The organism is Bradyrhizobium sp. UFLA05-108 (assembly GCF_059803455.1).
The window spans coordinates 79,851-101,124 of sequence record NZ_JBANAZ010000003.1; the positions used below are offsets into that span (position 1 = coordinate 79,851).

General features: G+C 62.6%; 17 protein-coding genes. 8 read left to right on the plus strand and 9 right to left on the minus strand.

Annotated elements, in window-relative coordinates; translation table 11 throughout:
* Window positions 1–4: 4 nt before the first annotated feature.
* Both SO140_RS02930 and SO140_RS02935 read right to left on the minus strand, forming a co-directional pair.
* Entirely contained in the window at window positions 5–1,546 is a 1,542-nt protein-coding gene (locus tag SO140_RS02930) for a M81 family metallopeptidase (RefSeq protein WP_498542305.1), read from the minus strand.
* Between the two features lie 9 nt (window positions 1,547–1,555).
* Window positions 1,556–2,896, minus strand: a complete 1,341-nt coding sequence (locus tag SO140_RS02935; RefSeq protein ID WP_449380810.1) for an MFS transporter — start codon at window positions 2,894–2,896, stop codon at window positions 1,556–1,558.
* Between the two features lie 102 nt (window positions 2,897–2,998).
* Here SO140_RS02935 and SO140_RS02940 point away from each other — a divergent pair, with 102 nt between their 5' ends.
* From SO140_RS02940 to SO140_RS02955, 4 genes are all read left to right on the plus strand, one after another.
* On the plus strand, window positions 2,999–3,910 hold the full coding sequence (locus SO140_RS02940) for a LysR family transcriptional regulator (protein WP_449380811.1): 912 nt from the start codon (window positions 2,999–3,001) through the stop codon (window positions 3,908–3,910).
* A 38-nt stretch (window positions 3,911–3,948) separates the two neighbouring features.
* Complete coding sequence (locus SO140_RS02945; RefSeq protein ID WP_449380812.1) at window positions 3,949–5,208, plus strand: FAD-dependent oxidoreductase; 1,260 nt, start codon at window positions 3,949–3,951, stop codon at window positions 5,206–5,208.
* Between the two features lie 192 nt (window positions 5,209–5,400).
* Window positions 5,401–6,177 (plus strand): outer membrane protein, encoded by a 777-nt coding sequence (locus tag SO140_RS02950; protein ID WP_449380813.1) that lies wholly within the window; start codon window positions 5,401–5,403, stop codon window positions 6,175–6,177.
* Window positions 6,178–6,742: 565 nt separating this feature from the next.
* Window positions 6,743–7,348 carry an outer membrane protein gene (locus tag SO140_RS02955; RefSeq protein WP_498542371.1) on the plus strand — a complete coding sequence of 202 codons (606 nt, stop codon included), beginning with the start codon at window positions 6,743–6,745 and terminating at the stop codon, window positions 7,346–7,348.
* Between the two features lie 70 nt (window positions 7,349–7,418).
* On the opposite strand, the gene SO140_RS02960 is transcribed toward SO140_RS02955, so the two are convergent.
* The 5 genes from SO140_RS02960 to parE all read right to left on the minus strand — a co-directional run bounded on the left by SO140_RS02960 (window position 7,419) and on the right by parE (window position 13,077).
* A complete protein-coding gene (locus SO140_RS02960) occupies window positions 7,419–8,189 on the minus strand; it encodes an SDR family NAD(P)-dependent oxidoreductase (protein ID WP_449380815.1) in 771 nt (256 codons plus the stop codon).
* A 28-nt stretch (window positions 8,190–8,217) separates the two neighbouring features.
* Window positions 8,218–8,403: a hypothetical protein gene (locus tag SO140_RS02965; protein ID WP_449380816.1), complete on the minus strand. Its 186-nt coding sequence runs from the start codon at window positions 8,401–8,403 to the stop codon at window positions 8,218–8,220.
* Window positions 8,404–8,732: 329 nt separating this feature from the next.
* Window positions 8,733–9,533 (minus strand): outer membrane protein, encoded by an 801-nt coding sequence (locus tag SO140_RS02970; protein ID WP_449380817.1) that lies wholly within the window; start codon window positions 9,531–9,533, stop codon window positions 8,733–8,735.
* A gap of 243 nt (window positions 9,534–9,776) precedes the next feature.
* The gene (locus SO140_RS02975; RefSeq protein ID WP_449380818.1) at window positions 9,777–10,550 is read right to left on the minus strand and encodes an outer membrane protein; all 774 of its coding nucleotides are present in this window, start codon (window positions 10,548–10,550) and stop codon (window positions 9,777–9,779) included.
* A gap of 481 nt (window positions 10,551–11,031) precedes the next feature.
* Window positions 11,032–13,077: a DNA topoisomerase IV subunit B gene (gene parE / locus SO140_RS02980; protein ID WP_498542306.1), complete on the minus strand. Its 2,046-nt coding sequence runs from the start codon at window positions 13,075–13,077 to the stop codon at window positions 11,032–11,034.
* Between the two features lie 275 nt (window positions 13,078–13,352).
* Here parE and SO140_RS02985 point away from each other — a divergent pair, with 275 nt between their 5' ends.
* The 4 genes from SO140_RS02985 (at window position 13,353) to argC (ending at window position 18,650) form a co-directional block, all read left to right on the plus strand.
* Complete coding sequence (locus SO140_RS02985; protein WP_449380842.1) at window positions 13,353–13,883, plus strand: DedA family protein; 531 nt, start codon at window positions 13,353–13,355, stop codon at window positions 13,881–13,883.
* A gap of 280 nt (window positions 13,884–14,163) precedes the next feature.
* Window positions 14,164–16,689, plus strand: coding sequence for a DUF3857 domain-containing protein (locus SO140_RS02990; RefSeq protein WP_498542307.1), 2,526 nt, complete (start codon window positions 14,164–14,166; stop codon window positions 16,687–16,689).
* Between the two features lie 300 nt (window positions 16,690–16,989).
* Entirely contained in the window at window positions 16,990–17,670 is a 681-nt protein-coding gene (locus SO140_RS02995) for an FMN-binding negative transcriptional regulator (RefSeq protein WP_449380821.1), read from the plus strand.
* Entirely contained in the window at window positions 17,667–18,650 is a 984-nt protein-coding gene (gene argC, locus SO140_RS03000) for an N-acetyl-gamma-glutamyl-phosphate reductase (RefSeq protein ID WP_449380822.1), read from the plus strand. Before SO140_RS02995 ends, argC begins: the two co-directional genes overlap by 4 nt.
* A gap of 104 nt (window positions 18,651–18,754) precedes the next feature.
* On the opposite strand, the gene SO140_RS03005 is transcribed toward argC, so the two are convergent.
* Both SO140_RS03005 and SO140_RS03010 read right to left on the minus strand, forming a co-directional pair.
* Complete coding sequence (locus SO140_RS03005) at window positions 18,755–19,153, minus strand: MAPEG family protein (RefSeq protein WP_449380823.1); 399 nt, start codon at window positions 19,151–19,153, stop codon at window positions 18,755–18,757.
* A gap of 65 nt (window positions 19,154–19,218) precedes the next feature.
* On the minus strand, window positions 19,219–21,027 hold the full coding sequence (locus SO140_RS03010; protein WP_449380824.1) for a PHA/PHB synthase family protein: 1,809 nt from the start codon (window positions 21,025–21,027) through the stop codon (window positions 19,219–19,221).
* Between the last annotated feature and the right edge of the window lie 247 nt (window positions 21,028–21,274).

A 21,274-nucleotide genomic window follows, 5' to 3' on the forward strand; every position in this document is an offset into this window, starting at 1 on the left:
GACATCAATGGGCGCTTTCAGGAGCCAGCGGAAATACGCGATGCGTATCCAGCCGCTCATAGGGCAGGAGCCGCAGGTCGGCGACGCCGTGGTCCGGCGTATCCACGATCATGATTTCCTCCGCCAGTCCCTCGTAGAAGGCACGGAAATGGGTCTTTGAACGAAGCACGATGATGTCGAAGTCTTCCGGACGCAAGCCGAACACCCCGAACGCATCACCGTCGACCGCGAATGCAAAAGCGCTGACGACACTCACCGACACGCCATCGACGTCGAGCAACGCCGCCATTCCCAGGTCGACAGGCATGCCATGCATGTAGGAGCCCGTCACGCGGTACGATTTCGGGCCTGCCCACTGCACGCGCGCGGTGATGTCCAGCGTCGGCCCCGCCTTCTCGGAGCTGTGGCCGCCGAGCTTCAGCTTCACCAAAGCACCAACGCCGGCTTCGAACGCTTTCCGCGCTGCGGCCGCATCCCAGAGAAATGGCACGGCAGCCCGCGTGACACCGCGCCTCAGCAGCTCCGCCAACAGGTACGTGGAGTCGTTCATTCGGTCTGCGTGCTCGACCAGGACGTAGGGGCGCCGCCGCGTCTTGCGCGTCGTCAGGCCTGAGCACGCCCGGGAAACCGCTGCCTCGGCGGTGTAGACCTCGAAGGGCCTGGAGAGTGCATGCCGCTCGCTCCAGATCCGTTCCGAAAGATGGTCTGCGATCGTCTGGGCGCGCGCGCGGTCGCCGTCGGTGACGCACAGCACCGAAAAGCCCGCATTGTGTGCGTCTGCATAGGAAAAGCCGGCCATCAGCGAAATGTCGGTGTAGCCCTCGCCGTCACGCTCGATGCGCCGGCCTTCCTCGATGAGATCCGCCAAGGGGCGCAGCGCAGTCGCGCTGAAGATCGACGGGACGAGCACGCCCGGCTTGGCGATCGCCCATGTTGGCGAAATCTCTCCACGCAGCGTGCGGAGCATGCAGATGGCGGCACGCCGTCCCGTGTCTCCCGTATCCGTATGCGGCGATTTTCGATAGGCGAACGCCGCGGTCGCGTTTTGCAGCGTATTTGCATCGATGTTGCCATGATAGTCCAGCGCGACGATCAAGGGCTTGTCTTGCCCCAGGGCAGCGCGCACAGCGTCGATGATGAAGCGCTCGGGGTCCGGATAGGAAGCTGTCCAGCACGCCCCGTGGAGGAAGAGCAGCACGCCATCGAGGTCCGACAAGGCGCGGACGCCTTCTGCCATCTCGTCCGCATAGCGTCTGACGGCTTCATCGGTGGCCGGCCCCACCGCGCCGAGCGCCGTGTGGACGAGCGGAGCCAACGCCACGCCTGCCTGTTCGCAGATCTCGATGAAGCCGCCCATCACGGTGTTTGTGCCTCGGAGCTCCTCGACGATGCGATCGCCGCGCAGGGCCACATGCTCGAAATCGTTCCAGGTCGAGACCGCTGGCAGAAAACTCACGGACTCAATATGAAAGCCGGCGATAGCGATCCGAAATGGCCTGTGCATGTCGTGTCTGGGCCCGGAAGGGATTAAAGGCTCATGGACCATGACGTTTCCCTAGACCGAGACGACATGCCGGGCCATCAGGTGCCGCGGAATCGCAAAGATCAGGGCGGCCGCGGCGAACAGCGCGATCGCCAGCAGCGAGACGCCGGCCGTCATGCTGCCCGTCAGTTGGCTCAGGACGCCCAGGACGGCTGGACCAGCAAAGCCCGCGCTGGCCGCGCCGATATTGACCAGTCCGGCCCCACTGGCCGCTGCCGTTCCAGCAAGCACGCGTGAAGGCAAGCTCCAGAACATGGCCAGCGTGCACTGGATGCCGGAGATGCCGATGGTCAGGCACAAGAGAGAGAGCGCCGGCGCGTCTCGCGTCGTCACACTCGCCACCAAGGCGGCGCCGCCAGCGATCAGGGGCGCTGCGGTATGCCAGAGCCTCTCGCCGGTTTTCACCGAGTGGATCGAATTGATCTGCATGGCGCAGGCGGCGATCAGGTAGGGCAGTGCGGTCACGACGCCGATCTGGAAGTTCGTCAACCCGCCGATCGACTTGATCATGCTCGGCATCCAGAAAACGAGGCCGTAATTGCCGAGGTTGTAGAGAAACGACGTCGCGAACAAAATCCACAGAGTGGGCTCACGCAACGCCGGCCACAAGCTCGTTTGCTTGTCCCTTGATTCCTGAGCGAGTTCTCGCTGCACCAGGGCCTTCTCGTCCGGGGTCAACCATGCTGCGTCATCCGGCCGCTCGACGATCGTCCTGATCGAGATCAGCCCAAGCAGGATCGCCGGGAGTCCTTCGAGCAGGAACATCCATTGCCAGCCCTTCAGACCGTAGCCGCCGTGGGTGACGTCCATAATCCATCCGGACAAGGGACCGCCCAGGATCACGCCGAGGGGCAGGGCGAGGAAGAGCAAGGACATCACCCTGCTGAGCCTGAATGAGGGAAACCAGACACTGAAGAAGGCGATCACGGCGGGGAAGAAGGCTGCCTCCGTGATCCCGAGCAAGAACCGAAGTACGTAAAAGCTGGTTTCGTCCCGCGTCAGCAAGGTAGCCATGGAGACGAGCCCCCATGAGATCATTGACGCTGCGATGCACTTCCTCGGGCCATAGAGTTGAACCAGGTAGCCGGCGGGCACCTGCAGCAGGAGATAGCCGATAAAGAACAGGCCTGCACCGAGGCCATAGGCGGCCTCGCTCAGACGCAAATCGTTGACCATGCCGAGCTTGGCGAAGCCGACGTTCACCCGATCCAGGTAGCCAAAGAAGTAGCAGACGAGGATGAGCGGCATGATGCGAAGCACGATCTTCCGGTACGTCGCGTCCGCCTCGGCGACGTGGGGTGATGCAGTGGTGGCGATCGTAACGGGCGACACGAGTTGCTGCTGGATGGGCATCGATGCTACCTGTTCCCTTCGGTCTGGCTAAACCCCAGGATCGTAGAAACCGCCGACTTCGAGGTCCAATGCGGGTTCGCTTGCGACTGATGAGACTTGCGCATGAAAGTCGAGAACGCTGAACTCGAAGCCTTCGTGATCGCGGCAGAGCTGCTGAATTTCCAACGTGCAGCCGAGAAGCTCCATCTGACCCAGCCCGGCTTGTCGCGCCGAATTCAGAAGCTGGAGCAGACGCTGGGCGTCGAACTGTTCAGCCGCACCACCAGGTCGGTGGTCCTCACCGGAGCCGGACGCCACTTCCTTCCGATGGCTCGCCAGCAAATCAACAACCTGAACGGGATGCTTGATTCGATCCGCGAGGTCGCCGAAAGGCGTTACGGCAAGATTCGGGTGGCCAGCATTCCGACCGTGGTCTGCCAGGCCTTTCCGCTCCTGCTGAAGACGTTCACCGAGCGGCATCCGAACGTCGGCGTGCAGGTCTTCGACGGTAACCAGGACTTTGTCGTTCGCCAGGTCCTATCCGGGTTGGCCGAATTCGGGGTCGGCGTGGACCCCGGGCCTGACCCGGATCTGACATTCGTACCGTTGCTGGCGGACCGCTTCGTCCTGGCCGTGCATAAGGACGACGCGCTGGTCGCTCGCCAGGAGATCGCGTTGCAGGAGCTACAGGCGATGCCAAAGGTTCGGCTCATGATTGGGGGGCGCGACAGCGGCAACAGGCTCCTGCTCGAGGTTCTGCTCGGAAATGCGGGCCTGAAGCTGCGGTGGTTCTACGAAGTCGAACACGTCTCCTGCATTCTCGAGCTCCTAGAAGCGGGCGTCGGCTGCGCCATCTTGCCGGCAATGGCCCTGCCGACAAATCTCGGCTCCAATATCCGGGCAGTCCCTATCTCTGCTCCCGAGATCAAGCGGACTGTCGGCGTCATTCGCCACCGGTCCTTGAACATCTCGCCGCTGGCCAGTGAATTTCTCGATCTCGTGACTCGGCAACTTGGTGCCGAGCACGCGCTATAATCATTGTTGCGGACCGAACCACCGCCGAGGACCGGATCATGAACGCTAACGCGCCGGAACCGCCCGTCGCATCTCGTTCCCTGAAAGCCCGCTGCTGCATCGTCGGGGGTGGGCCGGCCGGGATGATGCTCGGCTATCTCCTGGGGCGTGCCGGCATCGATGTCGTGGTGCTGGAGAAGCACGCGGATTTCTTCCGCGATTTTCGTGGCGACACCGTGCATCCCTCGACGCTCCAGGTGATGGACGAGCTCGGCCTGATCGACGGCTTCTTGAAACTGCCGCATCAGCGCCTGCAGACGCTCGACGGCATGTTCGGCGGCACGTCGGTGCGCATCGCCGATCTCCGCCGGCTCGACACCAAATACCCATTCATCGCCTTCATGCCGCAATGGGACTTCTTGAATTTCTTGCGCGAGAGCGGTCAGCGCTTTCCCTCGCTCAAGGTGATGATGAGCACGGAGGCAACCGAATTGATCCGGCGCGGTGAAACGATCGCCGGCGTGCGCGCGACGACGCCGGAGGGCCCGATCGACATCGAGGCAGATTTGACCATTGCCTGCGACGGCCGACATTCGACGGTGCGCCAGCGTGCGGGCCTCGCGGTCGAGGAGATTGGCGCGCCGATGGACGTACTGTGGTTTCGCGCCGGACGGCGGCAGAACGAGACCGAGAACGTGTTCGCACGGGTCGAACCGGGCAAGATGATGGTCACCTTCGATCGCGGCGAGTACTGGCAATGCGCCTATGTCATCGCCAAGGGGCAGTACGAGGCGGTGAAGGCGAGGGGGCTGCAAGCCCTGCTGGATGACGTCGTCCGCATGGCGCCGATCCTTTCATCCGGGATCTCAGACGTGAAGAGCTGGGACGACGTCAAGCTCCTCACCGTTGCGATCAACCGTCTGACGCACTGGACGCGTCCGGGTCTGCTCTGCATCGGTGATGCCGCGCATGCGATGTCGCCGGTCGGCGGTGTCGGCGTCAATCTCGCTGTGCAGGACGCGGTTGCGACCGCAAATCTGCTTGCAGAGAAACTGCGGGCCGGGTGCCCGTCCGAGGATGAGCTCGATGCCGTGCGCCGCCGCCGCACGTTCCCAGTGAAAATGACGCAGGCGATGCAGGTGATCGTACAGAACAACATCATCAGCGGTGCGCTCAGGCCCGGCAATCAGCCGTTCAAGATTCCGCTGGTCGTCCGTCTCGTCACGGCATGGCCATGGCTACAGCAATTTCCTGCGCGCTTCGTCGCGCTCGGTGTACGGCCGGAGCATGTGCATTCGCCGGTCATGCGCGCGTCGTGATCGAGCATCGCGCCCAATGATTCAGTAGGGATAACATCGCGTTAAATCGGGTTTTGTGAGTTGCGTAGCTGCAACAGCGCAACGAGATTCGAGGTGCGCGCGGTTGAATCTCGCGCGCCCATTCCGTTGATTCCAATTTTAGTAAGAACTGTCTGTGAGCGTGCGCCCCATCCGAGGACAAGGGGTTGTACCATGCGTTCCAAGTTGATTGCCGTCTTCACCTGCACCAGCGCGCTCGTCGCAGCCGGTAGCGTTTCAGCCGCCGATCTCGCTGCGCGGCCCTACACGAAGGCGCCGGCCTATATCGAGCCGCTCTTCAACTGGACGGGGTTCTATGTCGGCGGCCACATCGGTGGCGCCTGGACCAACGAGCAGTTCATCAACAGCGCGAACACCACGGCATTCGGCGATCTTTCGCCGGGCGAGGGTTTTCGCCAGCGTGGCTCCGGCCTCATCGGCGGTGCGCAGATTGGCTATAACTGGCAGGCCAGCAATTACGTGTTCGGCCTCGAGGGCACGATCTCCGGGCTCGACAACCACGGCACTGTCAATAACACGGTGTTCGGCGTCGGTCTGGACGATCAGTTCAGCTGGCGCACCAACGTGCTGGCGACGATCGTCGGTCGTGCTGGCTTCGCCGTGCAGAACAACCTGTTCTACATCAAGGGCGGCTACGCCGGCGCAAACAACCGTCTCTCTGTCTCCGACACTGTTGGCGTGGCGACCGGCGCGGGTGGCCAGACTCACTGGGCCAGCGGCTGGACCGTCGGCGCCGGCTGGGAATACGGTATCACCCGCAACTGGATCGTCGGTGTCGAATACAACTACGCCGCCTTCACGAGCCAGACCTATCAGCTCGCCGGCACGGCCGCGGGAACTTACACCTTCGACGCCAAGCCGCGCGACATCCAGTGGGCGGTGGTGCGTGCGAGCTACAAGTTCGACGCGCCCGTCATCGCGCGCTACTGAGACTCAGTCGCTTCGGCAATGGAGCGGAAAGCCCCGGCATCGGCCGGGGCTTTTTGTTTTTTGCACAACAGTTAGGTACGAGCTATTGACCTATCGCAGCTTATTTTACCGCTGAAGTGTTGCTGAATGTTGCCAGCGCGCCACGTCAGCTGAAAAAGCGAAGCGAGGCGGAGCGGCGCCCAGGGTTCCAACTCGTTTGATCGGGTCAAGAAAGCTATCCTTTCTCCTGGAATTAAATTCGCTTTTTCATGAATTTTTTGCAGGGGGAATAAATGAAGTATCGCTTGGGCTGGGCGCTCGCAGCGTCACTCTTCTCCGCAGGAATTGTCGGAACCGCATCGGCGGCAGATATGGCCGTCAAGGCAACACCCGTTCCGCTTCCGGAAGTCTGGACATGGACCGGCTTCTATATCGGAGGCAATTTCGGTGGGGCGTGGTCGGACAACAGACTCGGCTATGACATGCCGTTCACGACGCCGGGCAACATCTTCACGTTCTGTGGTTCACCCGCAGGTGTAGCGGCCCCTGTCCTCGTGGGCGCCAATCCCTTCGACCTCTCGACCAACTGCTCGCGTCCGAGCAGTTTTATTGGGGTGCGCAGATTGGCTACAACTGGCAGATCGGAACTTGGGTCGTCGGTATCGAGGGTGACGGTGCCTGGCAACAACTCATCCAGCACAGCTTCGTCCAGTTTGGGAACAACCCTGCGGCCGGAGCACCCATGGGCACTGTCGCAACGGACACCGCCTATTTCCGCTCTGAGCAGGGTGCTCTCGGCACAGTTCGTGGCCGTATCGGCTATACCGGCGGCAACTGGTTGGTCTACGCAACCGGCGGTCTCGCCGTTGGCGCTGTGAAGCACTCGATGACGGAAGTCCTTGCCCCGGGCGTCGCCTGTCCGGTTGCTCCCTCGGGAACGTGTCGTACGGTCAGCGACGACACGACGCGCGTCGGTTGGACTGTGGGCGCAGGCGCCGAATGGCTGTTCGCGAGGAATTGGTCGGTCGGGGCCGAATACCTCTATGTCGACCTTGGCAGGACGACGCTCACGCTGGCGCCGGCAGGTGGCTTTTTCTTCAATACGAGTACCGCGCGATTTGACGACCGCGAGCACGTGGCACGGGTCAAGATCAACTATCATTTTGGCGGACCGGTGGTCGCCAGATACTGATGTCGGCTTGACGATCGTCTGATGCAAAGCCCCGGCCTTGGCCGGGGCTTTTTTCATGCGTGTCTGGATCTCAAGCCATCACCGAGAAGCCGCCATCGACGGGGATCGCCGCGCCGGTGACGAAGTCGGACGCGGATGATGCCAGGAACACCGCGATGCCGGCGAAGTCGTCGATATGGCCCCAGCGTCCTGCGGGCGTGCGCGCAAGCACGCGCTCGTGCAGCCCGTTGACCTGCTCACGTGCGCCGCGCGTGAGATCGGTGTCGATCCAGCCTGGCAGGATCGCGTTGACCTGGATGTTGTCGCCCGCCCAGGCGTTGGCGCAGGCGCGCGTGAACTGCACGATGCCGCCTTTGCTCGCCGCATAGGCCGGCGCAAAGCTCGCACCGAAGATCGACATCATCGAGCCGATATTGATCACCTTGCCGCGGCCGGACGCCTTCAGCGCCGGATAGGCCGCCTTCGAGCACACGAAGGCGCTGGTGAGATTCGTGTCGATCACCTTGCTCCATTCCTCGAGCTCGAGGTCTTGCGGCGGCTTGCGTATGCTCATGCCGGCATTGTTGACGAGGATGTCGATGCGGCCGAACTCCTTTGCGACATGCGCGACCATCGCCTCGACCGCGGCCTTGTCGGTGACGTCGGTCGCGACTACGATTGCCTTGATGCCGCGCTGGCGGAGATCCTCGACCGCCGCTTTCGACTTCGCTTCGTTGCGTCCAACGACGGCGATGTCGGCGCCGGCATCGGCAAGCCCGCGGGCCATGCCGAGCCCGATGCCGCCATTGCCTCCCGTGACGATCGCGACCTTGCCGTGAAGATCGAACCGGCTGGCTGTCATGCTGTGTCCTTTTCTTGTTTGGTTTCTTCTACTGGCTGCTTTCCCAGATCAGGACCAGTCCGAAACCGGCCATGGCCGCGCCATAGCCGGCCCATTGCAGCTGGTTGACCATGAAGCTCGATCGCGGCCAGGGAAACGTCCCCGTGCCCTGTCCGATCCAGATCAGACCCAGGGCGGTCGCAAACAGGCCTGCGGTCAGCAGAAATCTGCGCATACGGTCCCCTCCGGTTGGTCTGCTTCTGTCGCGCCGCGGCATCGACGATGTCGGCGGTCGCGAGACCGTTGGACCAGACTAGCCGTAGCTTTGGTGTGGAGACAATGGCCGCCGGGCTGACGGAGCAGCGAGGAAGAGGGAGGACACCGTCGCGACGCGCGCAGCGAGGCGATCACGGAGGCTGATTGGGCAGAGATCGAGAAGCCGCTTCGAGATACCCCCAATCGCTGAAAGCAAGCCTGCGGAATTGAGGGCCGCAAAGAAAAAGCCCCGGACGATGCCGGGGCTCTTGAGATCTCGCATCGAGCTCGGATCAGTACTTGATCGGCTCAGTACTTGGCGACCACCGGGCCGGCCCAGTTGAAGCGATAGACCAGCTCGCTGCGCACGCTGTGCTCGCGGAACTTCTGGGACTCGCCGAAGCCGGTGGCGGGGCCGCCGAACCCGGTATAGTCGATGGTGACATTGGCGCGATCGAACTCGGAGTAGCGGTATTCGGTCTTCCAGAACAGTCCGGGCAGGAAGCTCGTCAGAGCATATTCGTCGCCCGTACCGATGAACCAGCCCCCCTTCGTCGCTCCGCCCAGGCTTGCCGTTCCACCCGGGAAGAAGGCGGACGTTAGGGCCGTGCTTTTCCAGTGCGCCTGCGTGTAGCCGCCTGACACGTAGGTCAGCAATTGCGGGAGGACCAGATAACCCACGCGGAGGCCGACAGCCCACTGCTGATCCTGCTTCTGGCTTCCAGTGGAGGGAGGCACGAAGAAACCATCGATCCCGACGTCGCCCTTCACATCCATGAAGTCGTAGTCCGCGAAGCCACCGACCAGCCAGTTGGTTCCCGCGAACTGGTAGTCGCAGCCACCTTGGACGGTACCGAACCAGCCGCGCGCACCGTTCGTGACATTAGGAGTGCTGGTGACCGGCACGAAGGTCGTCGCGTCGTAGGTATTGCTGCGATCGTTGTTGGTCATCGCGCCGCCACCGCCGGCACCGACGTAGCACCCGGTCCAGTTGACAGCCGGAGCAACAGCCACCGGAGCCTTAGTGTAGGGCCGCGCCGCGAGGTCAGCCGCCGAGGCTGCGCCCGTCATTGCCGCGATCGCCGCGAAAGCAAACACAAACTTCTTCATTTCGAATTCCACCCCAGCAAGGGAGCGCGAGTGCCCCGGAAACGATTCAACCGATAGGTCGCTTATAGCCAGTTCCCCGAAGAATGCTGTTGCTGTTCCGACACAACAGCAACGCGTTTCCACGGACTGACATGACGGTTTAGGCTTCGGGCGTCAGGGCGGGGGTGTCCTGACGAGGGTGTGTCACAACGAAAAAGCCCCGGACGATGCCGGGGCTTTTGAAACTCTCGTATCGAGATCAGATCAGTACTTGGCGACCACCGGGCCACCCCAGTTGAAGCGGTAGACCAGCTCGCTGCGCACGCTGTGCTCGCGGAGCTTCTGGGTCGTGTTGACGCCAGTGAAGGTACCGGTCGTGAAATCGTTGATGGGGCTGTTCTGCCTGTCAAACTCGGAGTAGCGATACTCGGTCTTCCAGAACAGGCCGGGCAGGAAGGTGGTCAGCGCGTATTCGTCGCCAGTGCCGATGAACCAGCCGCCCTTGGTGAAGCCGGGCGAGGTGAATGACGGCGTGCCAAACCCGAACGCGGTCAGGTCGGTCGACTTCCAATGCGCCTGAGTGTAACCGCCCGAAACGTAGGTGAGCAATTGCGGCAGAACCAGATAGCCGACGCGAGCGCCCACGGCCCATTGCCAATCCTGCTTCTGTCGGCCGGTGAAGAAGCCCGTGCCCAGAGTGGTGTCACCGTGGATGTCCATGAAATCGTAGTCAGCGAAACCACCAACCACCCAGTTCTGGAACTGGTAGTCGCAACCACCCTGAACCGTGCCAAACCAACCACGCGCACCGTTCGTCTGGTTCGCATTCAAGGCAGCGCCGGTCACGGGATCGACGAGGTTGTTGTCGTTGTTGGTCATCGCGCCGCCGCCGCCGCCGCCGAGATAGCAGCCGGTCCAGCTGGTGACCGGAGCCGCAACCACCGGGGCCTTGGTGTAGGGCCGCGCAGCCAGGTCAGCCGCGGAAGCCGCACCTGTCATCGCAACGACCGCCGTCAGAGCGAGTACAATCTTATTCATATCCAAATCCCCAACTTTGGTCTGCGTGCCAAGGCGCGAGCGCCGTTCCAAGTCAAATCTGATGTCCGGACTATAGCCGGTTCATGTCGAAAAGCTGTTGCGGCGCAGACACAACCGCCGGAAAACCCTCCGCAGTTGTACGGAGGACACACTTCGTTCGGGGTCTCCGGTCGCAGCGGATTTTGTCGCTGGATCAGTAGCTTAGGAAGGGAGGCGGCCTCGCGCTTCCGGCATCTCCTTCCCGGCGACGTCGGCTTCGTTCGAAAGCAGCGCAAACCGTGCCTCCGCCTTGGCGTCCAATGAGTCGCTCGACCGAATCGGGCCGCCGATCCCGTCGTTTCGCGAGGGCTAATACCTTGCCGCGACCGGCGGCCCATGCTCTGAGCGTGGAACCAAGGTTGCATCATCCAGAGAAGTTGTGATATTTCATAGACATAGCCGGAATTAAGTCCGGCTATGGACGTCGACGGGCCGCTCTAGACTAGACGTCGAGCAGGTCCTCGCTGGCGAATTCGGCTTTGTCCGAAATGAAGGCAAACCGCGCCTCCGCCTTGGTGCCCATGAGTCGCTCAACCGAATCGGCTGTGGTGTCGCGATCGTCGGCAAGCAGGACCACCTTGAGGAGCGTCCGCCGGGCCGGGTCCATTGTGGTTTCCTTGAGCTGCGCCGGCATCATCTCGCCGAGACCTTTGAAGCGGTTCACCTCGACCTTGGCGTTGGCATTGAACTCGCTCTTGAGCAGCACTTCCTTGTGGGCATCGTCGCGGGCGTAGACCGACTTGGAACCGTGCGTCAGCTTGTAGAGCGGCGGCACTGCAAGGAAGAGGTGGCCCTCGTCGATCAGTCGCGGCATCTGCCGGTAGAAAAAGGTGATCAGCAGCGAGGCGATATGGGCGCCGTCGACGTCGGCGTCGGTCATGATGATGATGCGCTGATAGCGCAGATCCTCTTCGCGATATTGCGCGAGCGTACCGGAGCCGATCGCCTGTACGAGGTCGGCGAGCTGGGCATTTGCCGTCAGCTTGTCCTTGCCGGCAGAGGCGACGTTGAGGATCTTGCCGCGCAGCGGCAGCACGGCCTGGGTCTTGCGGTCGCGCGCCTGCTTGGCGCTGCCGCCGGCCGAGTCGCCCTCGACGATGAAGAGCTCGGAGCCTTCCGTGCCCGCATCGGTGCAGTCGGCGAGCTTGCCGGGCAGGCGCAGCTTCTTGCCGGCGGTTTTGCGCGCGGTTTCCTTTTCCTGGCGACGGCGCAGTCTCTCCTCGGCGCGATCGATCACGAAGTCGAGCAGCCTGTTGGCCTGGTTCGGATTGCCGGAGAGCCAGTGGTCGAACGGATCCTTCATCGCCTGCTCGACGATGCGCTGCGCTTCGGCGGTGGCGAGACGATCCTTGGTCTGGCCCTGGAATTCCGGCTCGCGCACGAACACCGAGAGCATCACGGCCGCGCCTACCATCACGTCTTCCGAGGTGACGGAGGCCGCGCGCTTGCCTTGGCCGACGCGCTCAGCGTGGTCCTTCAGGCCACGCAGCAGCGCGCTGCGCAAGCCGGATTCGTGCGTGCCGCCATCGGGCGTTGGCACGGTGTTGGTGTAGGAGGACAGGAAGCCGTCGGCGTCAGCAGTCCATGCCACAGCCCATTCGCAGGCGCCGTGCGCGCCGTTGCGGCCCGACTTGCCGGAGAAGATGTCGGGATGCACCAGCGTGTCGGCATGGATCGCGGCGGCGAGATAGTCCTTCAACCCACCGGGGAAGTGGAACGTCGCTTCCGCCGGCACGTCCTCGACACCCTTCAGGAGCTCGGGCGCGCAATTCCAGCGGATCTCGACGCCGCCGAACAGATAGGCTTTCGAACGCGTCATCTTGAACAGGCGCTGCGGCTTGAACGCCGCCTTGGCGCCAAAGATGTCGGTGTCGGGCTTGAAACGCACGCGCGTGCCGCGGCGGTTGCTGACCTTTCCGAGATCCTCGAGCTTGCCCTTCGGGTGCCCACGCTCGAACGTCATGCGATGGAGTTTTTGGCTGCGCGCCACCTCGACCTCGAGGCGCGAGGAGAGGGCATTGACGACGGAGATACCGACGCCATGCAGACCGCCCGAGGTCTCGTAGACCTTGGAGTCGAACTTGCCGCCCGAATGCAGCGTGCACATGATGACTTCGAGCGCCGACTTCTTCGGGAATTTTGGATGCGGATCGACCGGGATGCCGCGGCCGTTATCGGTGACCGTGAGAAAACCGTCCGCGCTCAGGTCGACCTCGATGAAGGTCGCGTGCCCGGCAAGCGCCTCGTCCATCGAGTTGTCGATGACCTCGGCAAAGAGGTGGTGCAACGCCTTCTCGTCGGTGCCGCCGATATACATGCCGGGCCGGCGCCGGACCGGTTCCAGGCCTTCGAGGACCTCGATGTCGGCTGCGGTGTAACCGGCTTCCCCGCCGCTCGCGCGCGAGGCCGCCTTGGCGGGGGCGCGGGGCTTTGGCTCAGAGCCGCCGAACAGGTCATCTTTTGCTTTGGTTTTCAATTGCTTGGACATATGTCTTGATGCGTTTTGAGGGCCGCGGAGGCGGCGAATCGGTTAGGCCGACTATGCCACGGCTGGCCTGAAAAAGTGACCGTTGCACCGGTCGCAGGTGTCGTTGCGGGCCAATCCCGGCGATTTTACGCCACCCGGGCCCTTTGTTCCCGGCAATTTGACATCGTGGCTCCTCCCGAGCCGGTCTTTGTGACTTGATGTCACGCAAGGCGTTGGCTTACCAGTCCTTTTCACGATCCAGGACGCGCGGTGGGGCGGGGAAGGCATTTTTGGCAATGGAGCAGTATGCGCACGCACTGGCCGACTTCGTGCGTGTTCACCAGGTCTGGGCGGCACCGATCGTGTTCCTTCTGGCATTCGGTGAATCGCTCGCCTTCATCTCGCTACTGATCCCGGCCTGGGGCGCGCTGGTTGCGATCGGCGCCCTGATCGGAGTGAGCGGCATCAGCTTCTATCCGGTGTGGATTGCGGGTGCGATCGGGGCAGCCCTCGGCGACTGGGTCTCATACTGGTTCGGCTTCCGCTACAAGGAGCAGGTCGCGCAGATGTGGCCGTTGTCGCGCTATCCGGAAATCCTGCCGCGCGGGGAGGCCTTCGTGCGGAGCTGGGGCGTGCCGAGCATCTTCATCGGCCGCTTCTTCGGCCCCTTGCGCGCCTCCGTGCCGCTCGCCGCCGGCATTTTCGAAATGCCGTATTGGAGCTTTCAGGCTGCCAACTTTGTCTCGGCCCTGATCTGGGCGGCGGCGCTGCTGTTGTTCGGTGATGTGATGGCCAAGATCATGGAGTGGATCTTGCGGCTGGTGTGAACGAGGCGGCTGGTGTGAACGAGCTGGCTCGTGAGCAAATCGGACCATCGGGACCGGAGAAACTTAAAAAACGTTCTTTCTGGGAGTGCCGCCGGTAATCTTCGCTTGCTAGTTGAGCTGCGGAATTGATCGGCCGAGCGCTCAACAGATGATCGTACGAATTTATTCAGCATTCCTGGCGGTATTGCTCCTCCTGTCGCCAAACATGAAATCGTATGCCGCGGAAGCATCAAGCTCGGACGCGAGGCCCGGCTGGATCGATCCGGGTTGGCGGCGAACGTTGGCCCGTCATACCATTACATTCGACGAGACCGGGCTGAGCAACGAGGTCTTCGAATTCGAGATCAAGGCGCTGGACGAGAAGGGCGCCGAGGCGATCGCGCAGCAGAGCTTTCAGTACAACAGCTATTTTGACGAATTGTCGTCAACGGAGCTTGCCACCCACAAGGCAGATGGCAGCGTGGCCGCGGTCGACGAGCGGGCCATTCGCGATCAACCGGCCTCGACAGATTCCTCTTCGCCCTATTTCGACGAGGTCCGCAACAGGATCATCGCCTTTCCGCACGTTGCGCCCGGCGACAGCATCCGCGGGCGTCTGGTTTACAAGACAAAGCAGGCGAGATTTCCAGGCGAGTTCGCGCGCGTCTGGAGCGAGCCGGCAGGCCAACCGCCGGAAGTGCTCGAAGTGATCGTGGACGGTCCGTCATCCAGGCCGCTGCGGATCGCGCTGCGCAATGTCGAGCACTCGGAAGAGAGGATCAACGATCGCATCGTTCATCGCGGGCGCTTTCGGCAAGACACGCCGAGGCCCGGCCAGATCGACGATGAGACTCTCTCATACGCCGCGCGTTTCGAGGTGAGCACATTTGCCGACTATTCCGCTTTCGCGGCGGCGCTGAACGCCCGCAACGCGCCCATGGCAAGACCGGACGAGAAGATCACGAGACTTTCGCGGGAGATCGCAGGCGATGCCATGGACTCGCGCGCGAAAATCGAGCGCATCTATAATTGGGTCGCGCGCAACATCCGCTATGTCGGAATTGGGCTTGAGGACGGCGGCTGGACGTCGCAGCCGGCCGTGGCCGTGCTTGCGTCGCGCTACGGCGATTGCAAGGCGCACGCGACGCTGTTCAAGGCGTTGCTCGCTGCCCAAGGCATAGAGGCCAATCTCGTCGCGGTGAACTCTGACGCAAGGTATACGCTCACCGAAATTGCTACGCCGAATTTCGATCACGCGATCGCCTATGTCCCGGAGATCGATCAATATCTCGACCCGACCGCCTCACTCTTCGCCTTCGGCTCACTGCCGCCGGATCTCGCGGGCAAGCCGGTCCTCAACATCGACAAGGGCACCTTGGGACGCATCCCGATGAGCGACCCGGCACGCTTCCGGCTCTCTGCGGAGACGGACTACGTCCTCGATCGCGACGGCAAACGCGAAGCACGGTCGATCCTGTCCGGCACGGGCGTCGGCGCGCAACTCGGACGTGTGGTCGCACAGGGATTGGATGATGCAGACCGGCGGATGACCGCCAAGCGCCTGATCGAGCAGGCCGGCCTGACCGGCAGCGGCGACTACACCTATCCAAATCCCCGCGACCTCTCGGACAACTACGCGATCACATCGACGTTTCAGATCAGCAAGGCCGTCGATCTCGATCGGCCCGCGCGCGTCAGGATGTTGCCGTTGACTGATCCAAGGCGGCCGCTGCTGCGGTTGGCTGCCCGCCAGACGAACGGCCGGCCGTTTGTTTGCCGGCCGATGGAATATCGCGAGACCGCTTCGCTGGCGGTCCCCGAGAACATCTTCTTCTACGAGAAACCGGCACCCGTCGACTATTCGGCCACGTTCGAGGGGCGGACGGGTTATGGAGCCGTCCATGGCCGGATCGACGTCAGCGGCACGATTGACGTCGATGGCCGAACCATTCGCTCCAACGCCGTTTTTCGCCTGACGTTCGATGCGCCGGTCTGCCCGGCGAAGTTTGCCCAGGCGATCGAGAAGGGGTTTGATAAGCTCGACGAGTTCAAATACGGGCTGATCGGGCTGACCCCGAAAGAGGGAGCCTCCGTCGTCGATGTCGGCGCCGACTTCAGGGACGGCGTGAGCGCATATCTCGCTCATGATTTTGTGGGCGCGATGGAGCGATTGAAGCCGCTGGCCGAAATGGGCAGCGCACGTGCGCAGTCCTATCTGGGGGTGATGTACCGGGACGGGAGCGGAACAAAGCGCGACGGCGCGGAGGCGATCAAATGGTTTCGCCTGTCGGCCGAACGGGGCGACGCGTACGGACAGGCGAATCTGGCTTACGTCTACGAGATCGGCCTCGGGACGGCTCGGGACGAGAAGCAGGCAGCCGACTGGTACGCCAAGGCCGCAGATCAGGGCAACGCCTATAGCCAGTCCCGCCTTGCAGCCATGTACCGGGACGGACGCGGTGTTCCCCAGGACTATGCTTTGGCCGTCGATCTGTTTTCGAGGGCCGCTGAACAGGGATTGACGTTCGCGCAGACGAACCTCGGCCTCCTGCACATCAAGGGCGAAGGCGTGCCGCAAGATTTCACCAAGGGCATATCGCTGCTGCGCAAGGCCGCCGAGCAGAACGACGGGTTGGCTCAATACAATTTGGGTTGGGCATATGAGAGCGGCACGGGCGTGGCCAAGGATACTCGGCAGGCGATCAAATGGTACAGCAAGGCATCCGATCTCGGGAACGAGCAGGCAAGCGCTCACTTGTACGAGTTGACCCGGGGAGGCTCCTTTTGGGAGGCGCTCTTCGGCCGTCTCGGCATGGCCAGATGGTAACGACGGCGATGTGACGCTAGCCGTTTGCGATCGCCGGTCACGCCGGATCCACGCTCCGGCGGCCCCGAACGACAGTTCCAAACCTTGACGTCCAGCCGATATGGCCTTATAGCGGCGCGCCATGATCAACGCTGCGACCATTCTGTTCGCCCGTCGCCGCCGCCGCACTTTAGCGGTTTGGGCGGTCGATCGCGTTTGAGATCATCGCCTTTGCCGCTGGATCCGATCCGCGGCATTCTCTCTCCTGTCAGCGCGATCTGATCCGGCGGCCCCTACAAGGAGCCCCAGCAGGAGACCACGATGTATACACCGCCCTTTTTCAAGCAGGACCGCGCCGCGAGCCTCAAGCTTGCGGACGAGCGCGGCTTCGGCACCATCTGCGCGTGGGACGGCACCAGGCCGATCGCGTCACAATTGCCGTTCTATGTGAGCTACGCCGCCGACGGCACGCCGCACGCCGCCTTTCATGTTGCCCGTCACAATCCGCTGGTAAAACTTGCGGACGGGGCGACGTCCTGGCTGCTCGCGGTCAATGGTCCGGATGCCTATGTATCGCCGGACTGGTACGTCTCGCCGGACCAGGTGCCGACCTGGCTCTACCAGTCGGTGCATCTGACCGGGCCCGTGCGGGTCTTGTCGGACGTGGAGCTCAGCGTGCAGATCGACACGCTCAGTGCCAAGTTCGAGGAGTGGCTGCTGCCGAAGAAGCCATGGACCTCGGCGAAGATGGCAGCGGGGCGACTCGAGGCGATGAAGAAGGCGATCGTGGGTCTGGTCATGACGGTTGAAGAGGTCGAAGGCAGCTTCAAGCTCAACCAGCACAAGTCCGAAGCCGACTTCGCCGCGATCGCAAATGCGCTCGGCGATGGCGATGCCGACGCGAAAGCGATTTCACGATTGATGCGGCAGACGCGGCCGCAAATCTTCACTGATCAAGTCATTGCAGATGACACGAACAAGCTCGAAAGGAGCGCGACATGAGCCTCGCTGAGACCAAACAAGCCCCGACGGTCGGTGCTGCCACCAAGAAGCCGGTCGTCTTCGTCGACGGCGGCTCCGGCACGACCGGCCTTGGCATCAACGAGCGGCTCAAGCTGCAGGGCGACGTCGCAGTGAAGACGATTGCCGACGACAAGCGCAAGGATCCCGCGGCCAAGAAGGCGCTGATGGAGGAGGTCGATCTCGTCATTCTCTGCCTGCCCGACGACGCCGCGAAGGAGACGGTCGCGCTGGTCGACGGCATGGGCGCCGCGGCTCCGAAAGTGCTGGACGCCTCGACCGCGTATCGTGTCGCGCCCGACTGGGCCTACGGATTTGCCGAGCTCACGCCCGATCAGGCTGGCAAGATCAAGGCCGCCAAAAAGGTCTCGAATCCCGGCTGCTATCCGACCGGCGCGATCGCGCTGCTGCGGCCGATCGTCGATGCCGGCCTCTTGCCACAGGACTATCCCGTCACCGTCAACGCGGTGAGCGGCTATTCCGGCGGGGGCAAGTCGATGATCGCGAGCTTCGAGGACGGCAGCGCACCATCCTTCGAGCTCTACGGCCTCGGCTTCGAGCACAAGCATCTGCCGGAGATGCAGCTCTATTCGAACCTGACGCGGCGGCCGATCTTCATTCCCTCGGTCGGCAACTACCGGCAGGGCATGCTGGTCTCGGTGCCGCTCCAGCTCGACACGCTGCCGGGCAAGCCTGGCGGAGCCGATCTGCAGGCCGCGCTCGCCAAGCGCTACGCCGGCTCGAAATACGTCTCGGTGATGCCGCTTCAAAACGAAGCAACCAAGGCGGGGCGGATCGAGCCGGAGGCGCTCAACGAGACCAACCAGCTCGAGCTCTACGTCTTCGCCAGCGACAAGTACCACCAGGCGGTGCTGGTCGCGCGCCTCGACAATCTCGGCAAGGGCGCCTCGGGTGCGGCCGTGCAGAACATGCGGCTGATGCTGGGATTGCCGGAGGAGTAGGGATTGTCGTCATTCCGGGGCGCGCACAGCGCGAACCCGGAATCTCGAGATTCCGGGTTCGGTGCTGCGCACCGCCCCGGAATGACGTCGCAACGGTCGTTCGATCAGAGCAACTGGAAGATCGCCAGCGCCAGCACGGCCTGGGCGATGAAACCGACGGTGAACGCGAGGGTGCGGAACACCGGAAGTCCCAGCGCGTAGACGATCAGATGCGCGACGCGGGCCCAGAAGTAGACGGCGCAGGCCAGCACCGTCCATTTGCTCGAGTAGTCGATCGCGTTCAGGATCAGCACCAGCGGTGCAAAGATCACGAGGTTCTCGACCGCGTTGTCATGCGCGAACATCAGCCGGTTCGCCCATTCGGCATGCGGCTTGTCGCCCCGCGAGGGATTGGCCATCGCGCCCGAGAGGCCGCGGACCTGGCAGCGGTTGATGATGTAGGGGATCCAGAGGATGCCGGTCAGGATCACCGTCAAGGTCAGCCAGAACAATTCGCGCGTCATAGTCCGATCCCCACTTTATTCGCCGTGTCGAAGAGGGAGCTTATACAAAAGCGCGAAAGATTCCGCTACGCGCGAACGCGGACGTAGCTGCCGGGTGCGTCCTCGATCGGCGGCACCGCCGCACTGCCGACGGGACGCGCCGGCACCTCCTCGGGGTCGAGCCCACCCAGCCATTCGCGCCAGTCCGGCCACCACGAGCCCTTGTGCTCCTCTGCGCCCTTCATCCACTGCGCGACGTTGACGTCCTTGATGTTGTCATTGGTCCAGTACTGGTACTTGTTCGAAGCAGGCGGGTTGACGACGCCAGCGATGTGGCCCGAGCCCGACAGCACATATTTCACCGGACCGCCAAAGAACTGCGAGCCGTAGAGCACCGATTCGGCCGGCGCAATGTGGTCCTCGCGGGTGGCGAGATTGTAGACGGGCACCTTGACCTTGGAGAGGTCGAGCAGCGTGTTGTCGAGCACCATGCTGCCCGTCGACAGCCGGTTCTCCAGGTAGCAGTTGCGCAAGTAATAGGAATGGTTCGCCGCCGTCATGCGGGTTGCGTCCGAATTCCAGTGCAGGAGGTCGAAGGCGCTCGGCTGCTGGCCCTTCAGATAGTTGCTGACGACATAGGACCAGATCAGGTCGTTGGAGCGGAGCATGTTGAAGGCCATCGCCATCTTGGAGCCTTCGAGCACACCGGCGGTCTTCATGTCGTGTTCGAGCGCCGAGATCTGGTTCTCGTCGACGAAAACGAGCAAATCGCCGGCATGGGTGAAGTCGACCTGCGCCGCGAAGAACGTCGCCGAAGCAACGCGCTGGCGGCGCTTCTCGGCAAGCCAGGCCAGCGTGGTCGCGAGCATCGTGCCGCCGACGCAATAGCCCGCGGTGTGCACCTTCATCTCGCCGGTCGCCCGCTCGATCACGTCCATCGCCTTGAGCGGGCCTTCCTTCATGTAGTCTTCCCAGCTCTTGTCGCCGAGCCGCTTGTCCGGATTGACCCAGGAGATCACGAACACCGTGATGCCCTGATCGACGCACCATTTGATGTAGGATTTTTCCGGCTTGAGATCGAGAATGTAGAACTTGTTGATCCAGGGCGGCACGATCAGGAGCGGTGTGCGCAGCACCTTCTCGGTGGTGGGCTCATACTGGATGAGCTGCATCATCTCGTTCTGGTAGATCACCTTGCCGGGCGTCGTCGCCATGTTGACGCCAAGCTCGAGATTGTCCGGATTGGACTGGCGGATCTTCAGCATGCCCTTGCCGGCCGCGATGTCCTCGGAAAGCATTTGCAGGCCACGCGCCAGATTGTCGCCGGAGCTTGCGACCGTCTCGCGCAGCACCTCCGGATTGGTCAGCACGAAATTCGACGGCGACAGCGCGTTGGTGAGCTGCTGCATGTAGAACTCCGCCTTGCGGCGGGTGTGCGGATCGAGGCCGTCGGCGTCGTCAACCAGTTCATGCGCGCGCTTGGTGGTGAGCAGATAGAGCTGCATCATGAAATCGAAGAACTGGTTCGATTTCCATTCCGGATCGGCGAAGCGCTTGTCGCGGGGCGAGGGCACGATCGCGGGCGGCGCGTCCTCGCCGGCCATGCGCCGGGCCGCCGAGCCCCAGAGGTCGAGATAGTCCTTGGCAAGCCGCGTCTGGAGCTCCGAGGACCGTGCGTTATCTGACAGCCAGTATTGAGCGACCGCAGTGAACGTCTTGACCATCTCGGTCAGTTCGGGCGGCGGCCGGTCTTGGACCTCGCCGGTTTCGCGCGGCTTGAGATAGGCGGCAAGCGCCTTGCCTCCGCTTTCCATCGCCCGCGCGACGTTCATCGCGAAGGCTTCCGCATCGAACGTCTTCTCGGGTGTGGGCGTTTCGGTCGTGACGGTACTCATGACGAGAACAGTAACGATTCAAACCGCGTTCGTCACCGCGAAGCTCGCACCATCTAGGGTTAATCGTGCGCGAACATGTGCTGCACTGCGATATAGTTCTTGGTTCTGTCACAATCAGGGTTCACCACGGCGTCAGGGGCCTTGGATGTGGTCGGCTCACGCCATTGAGGGCAGCAATGGTTTGAGCTGAGGCTGGCTGTTGGAGTAAGCTCCACCGGCCGTGCTGTTGGGACGAGTAGGGGATTCC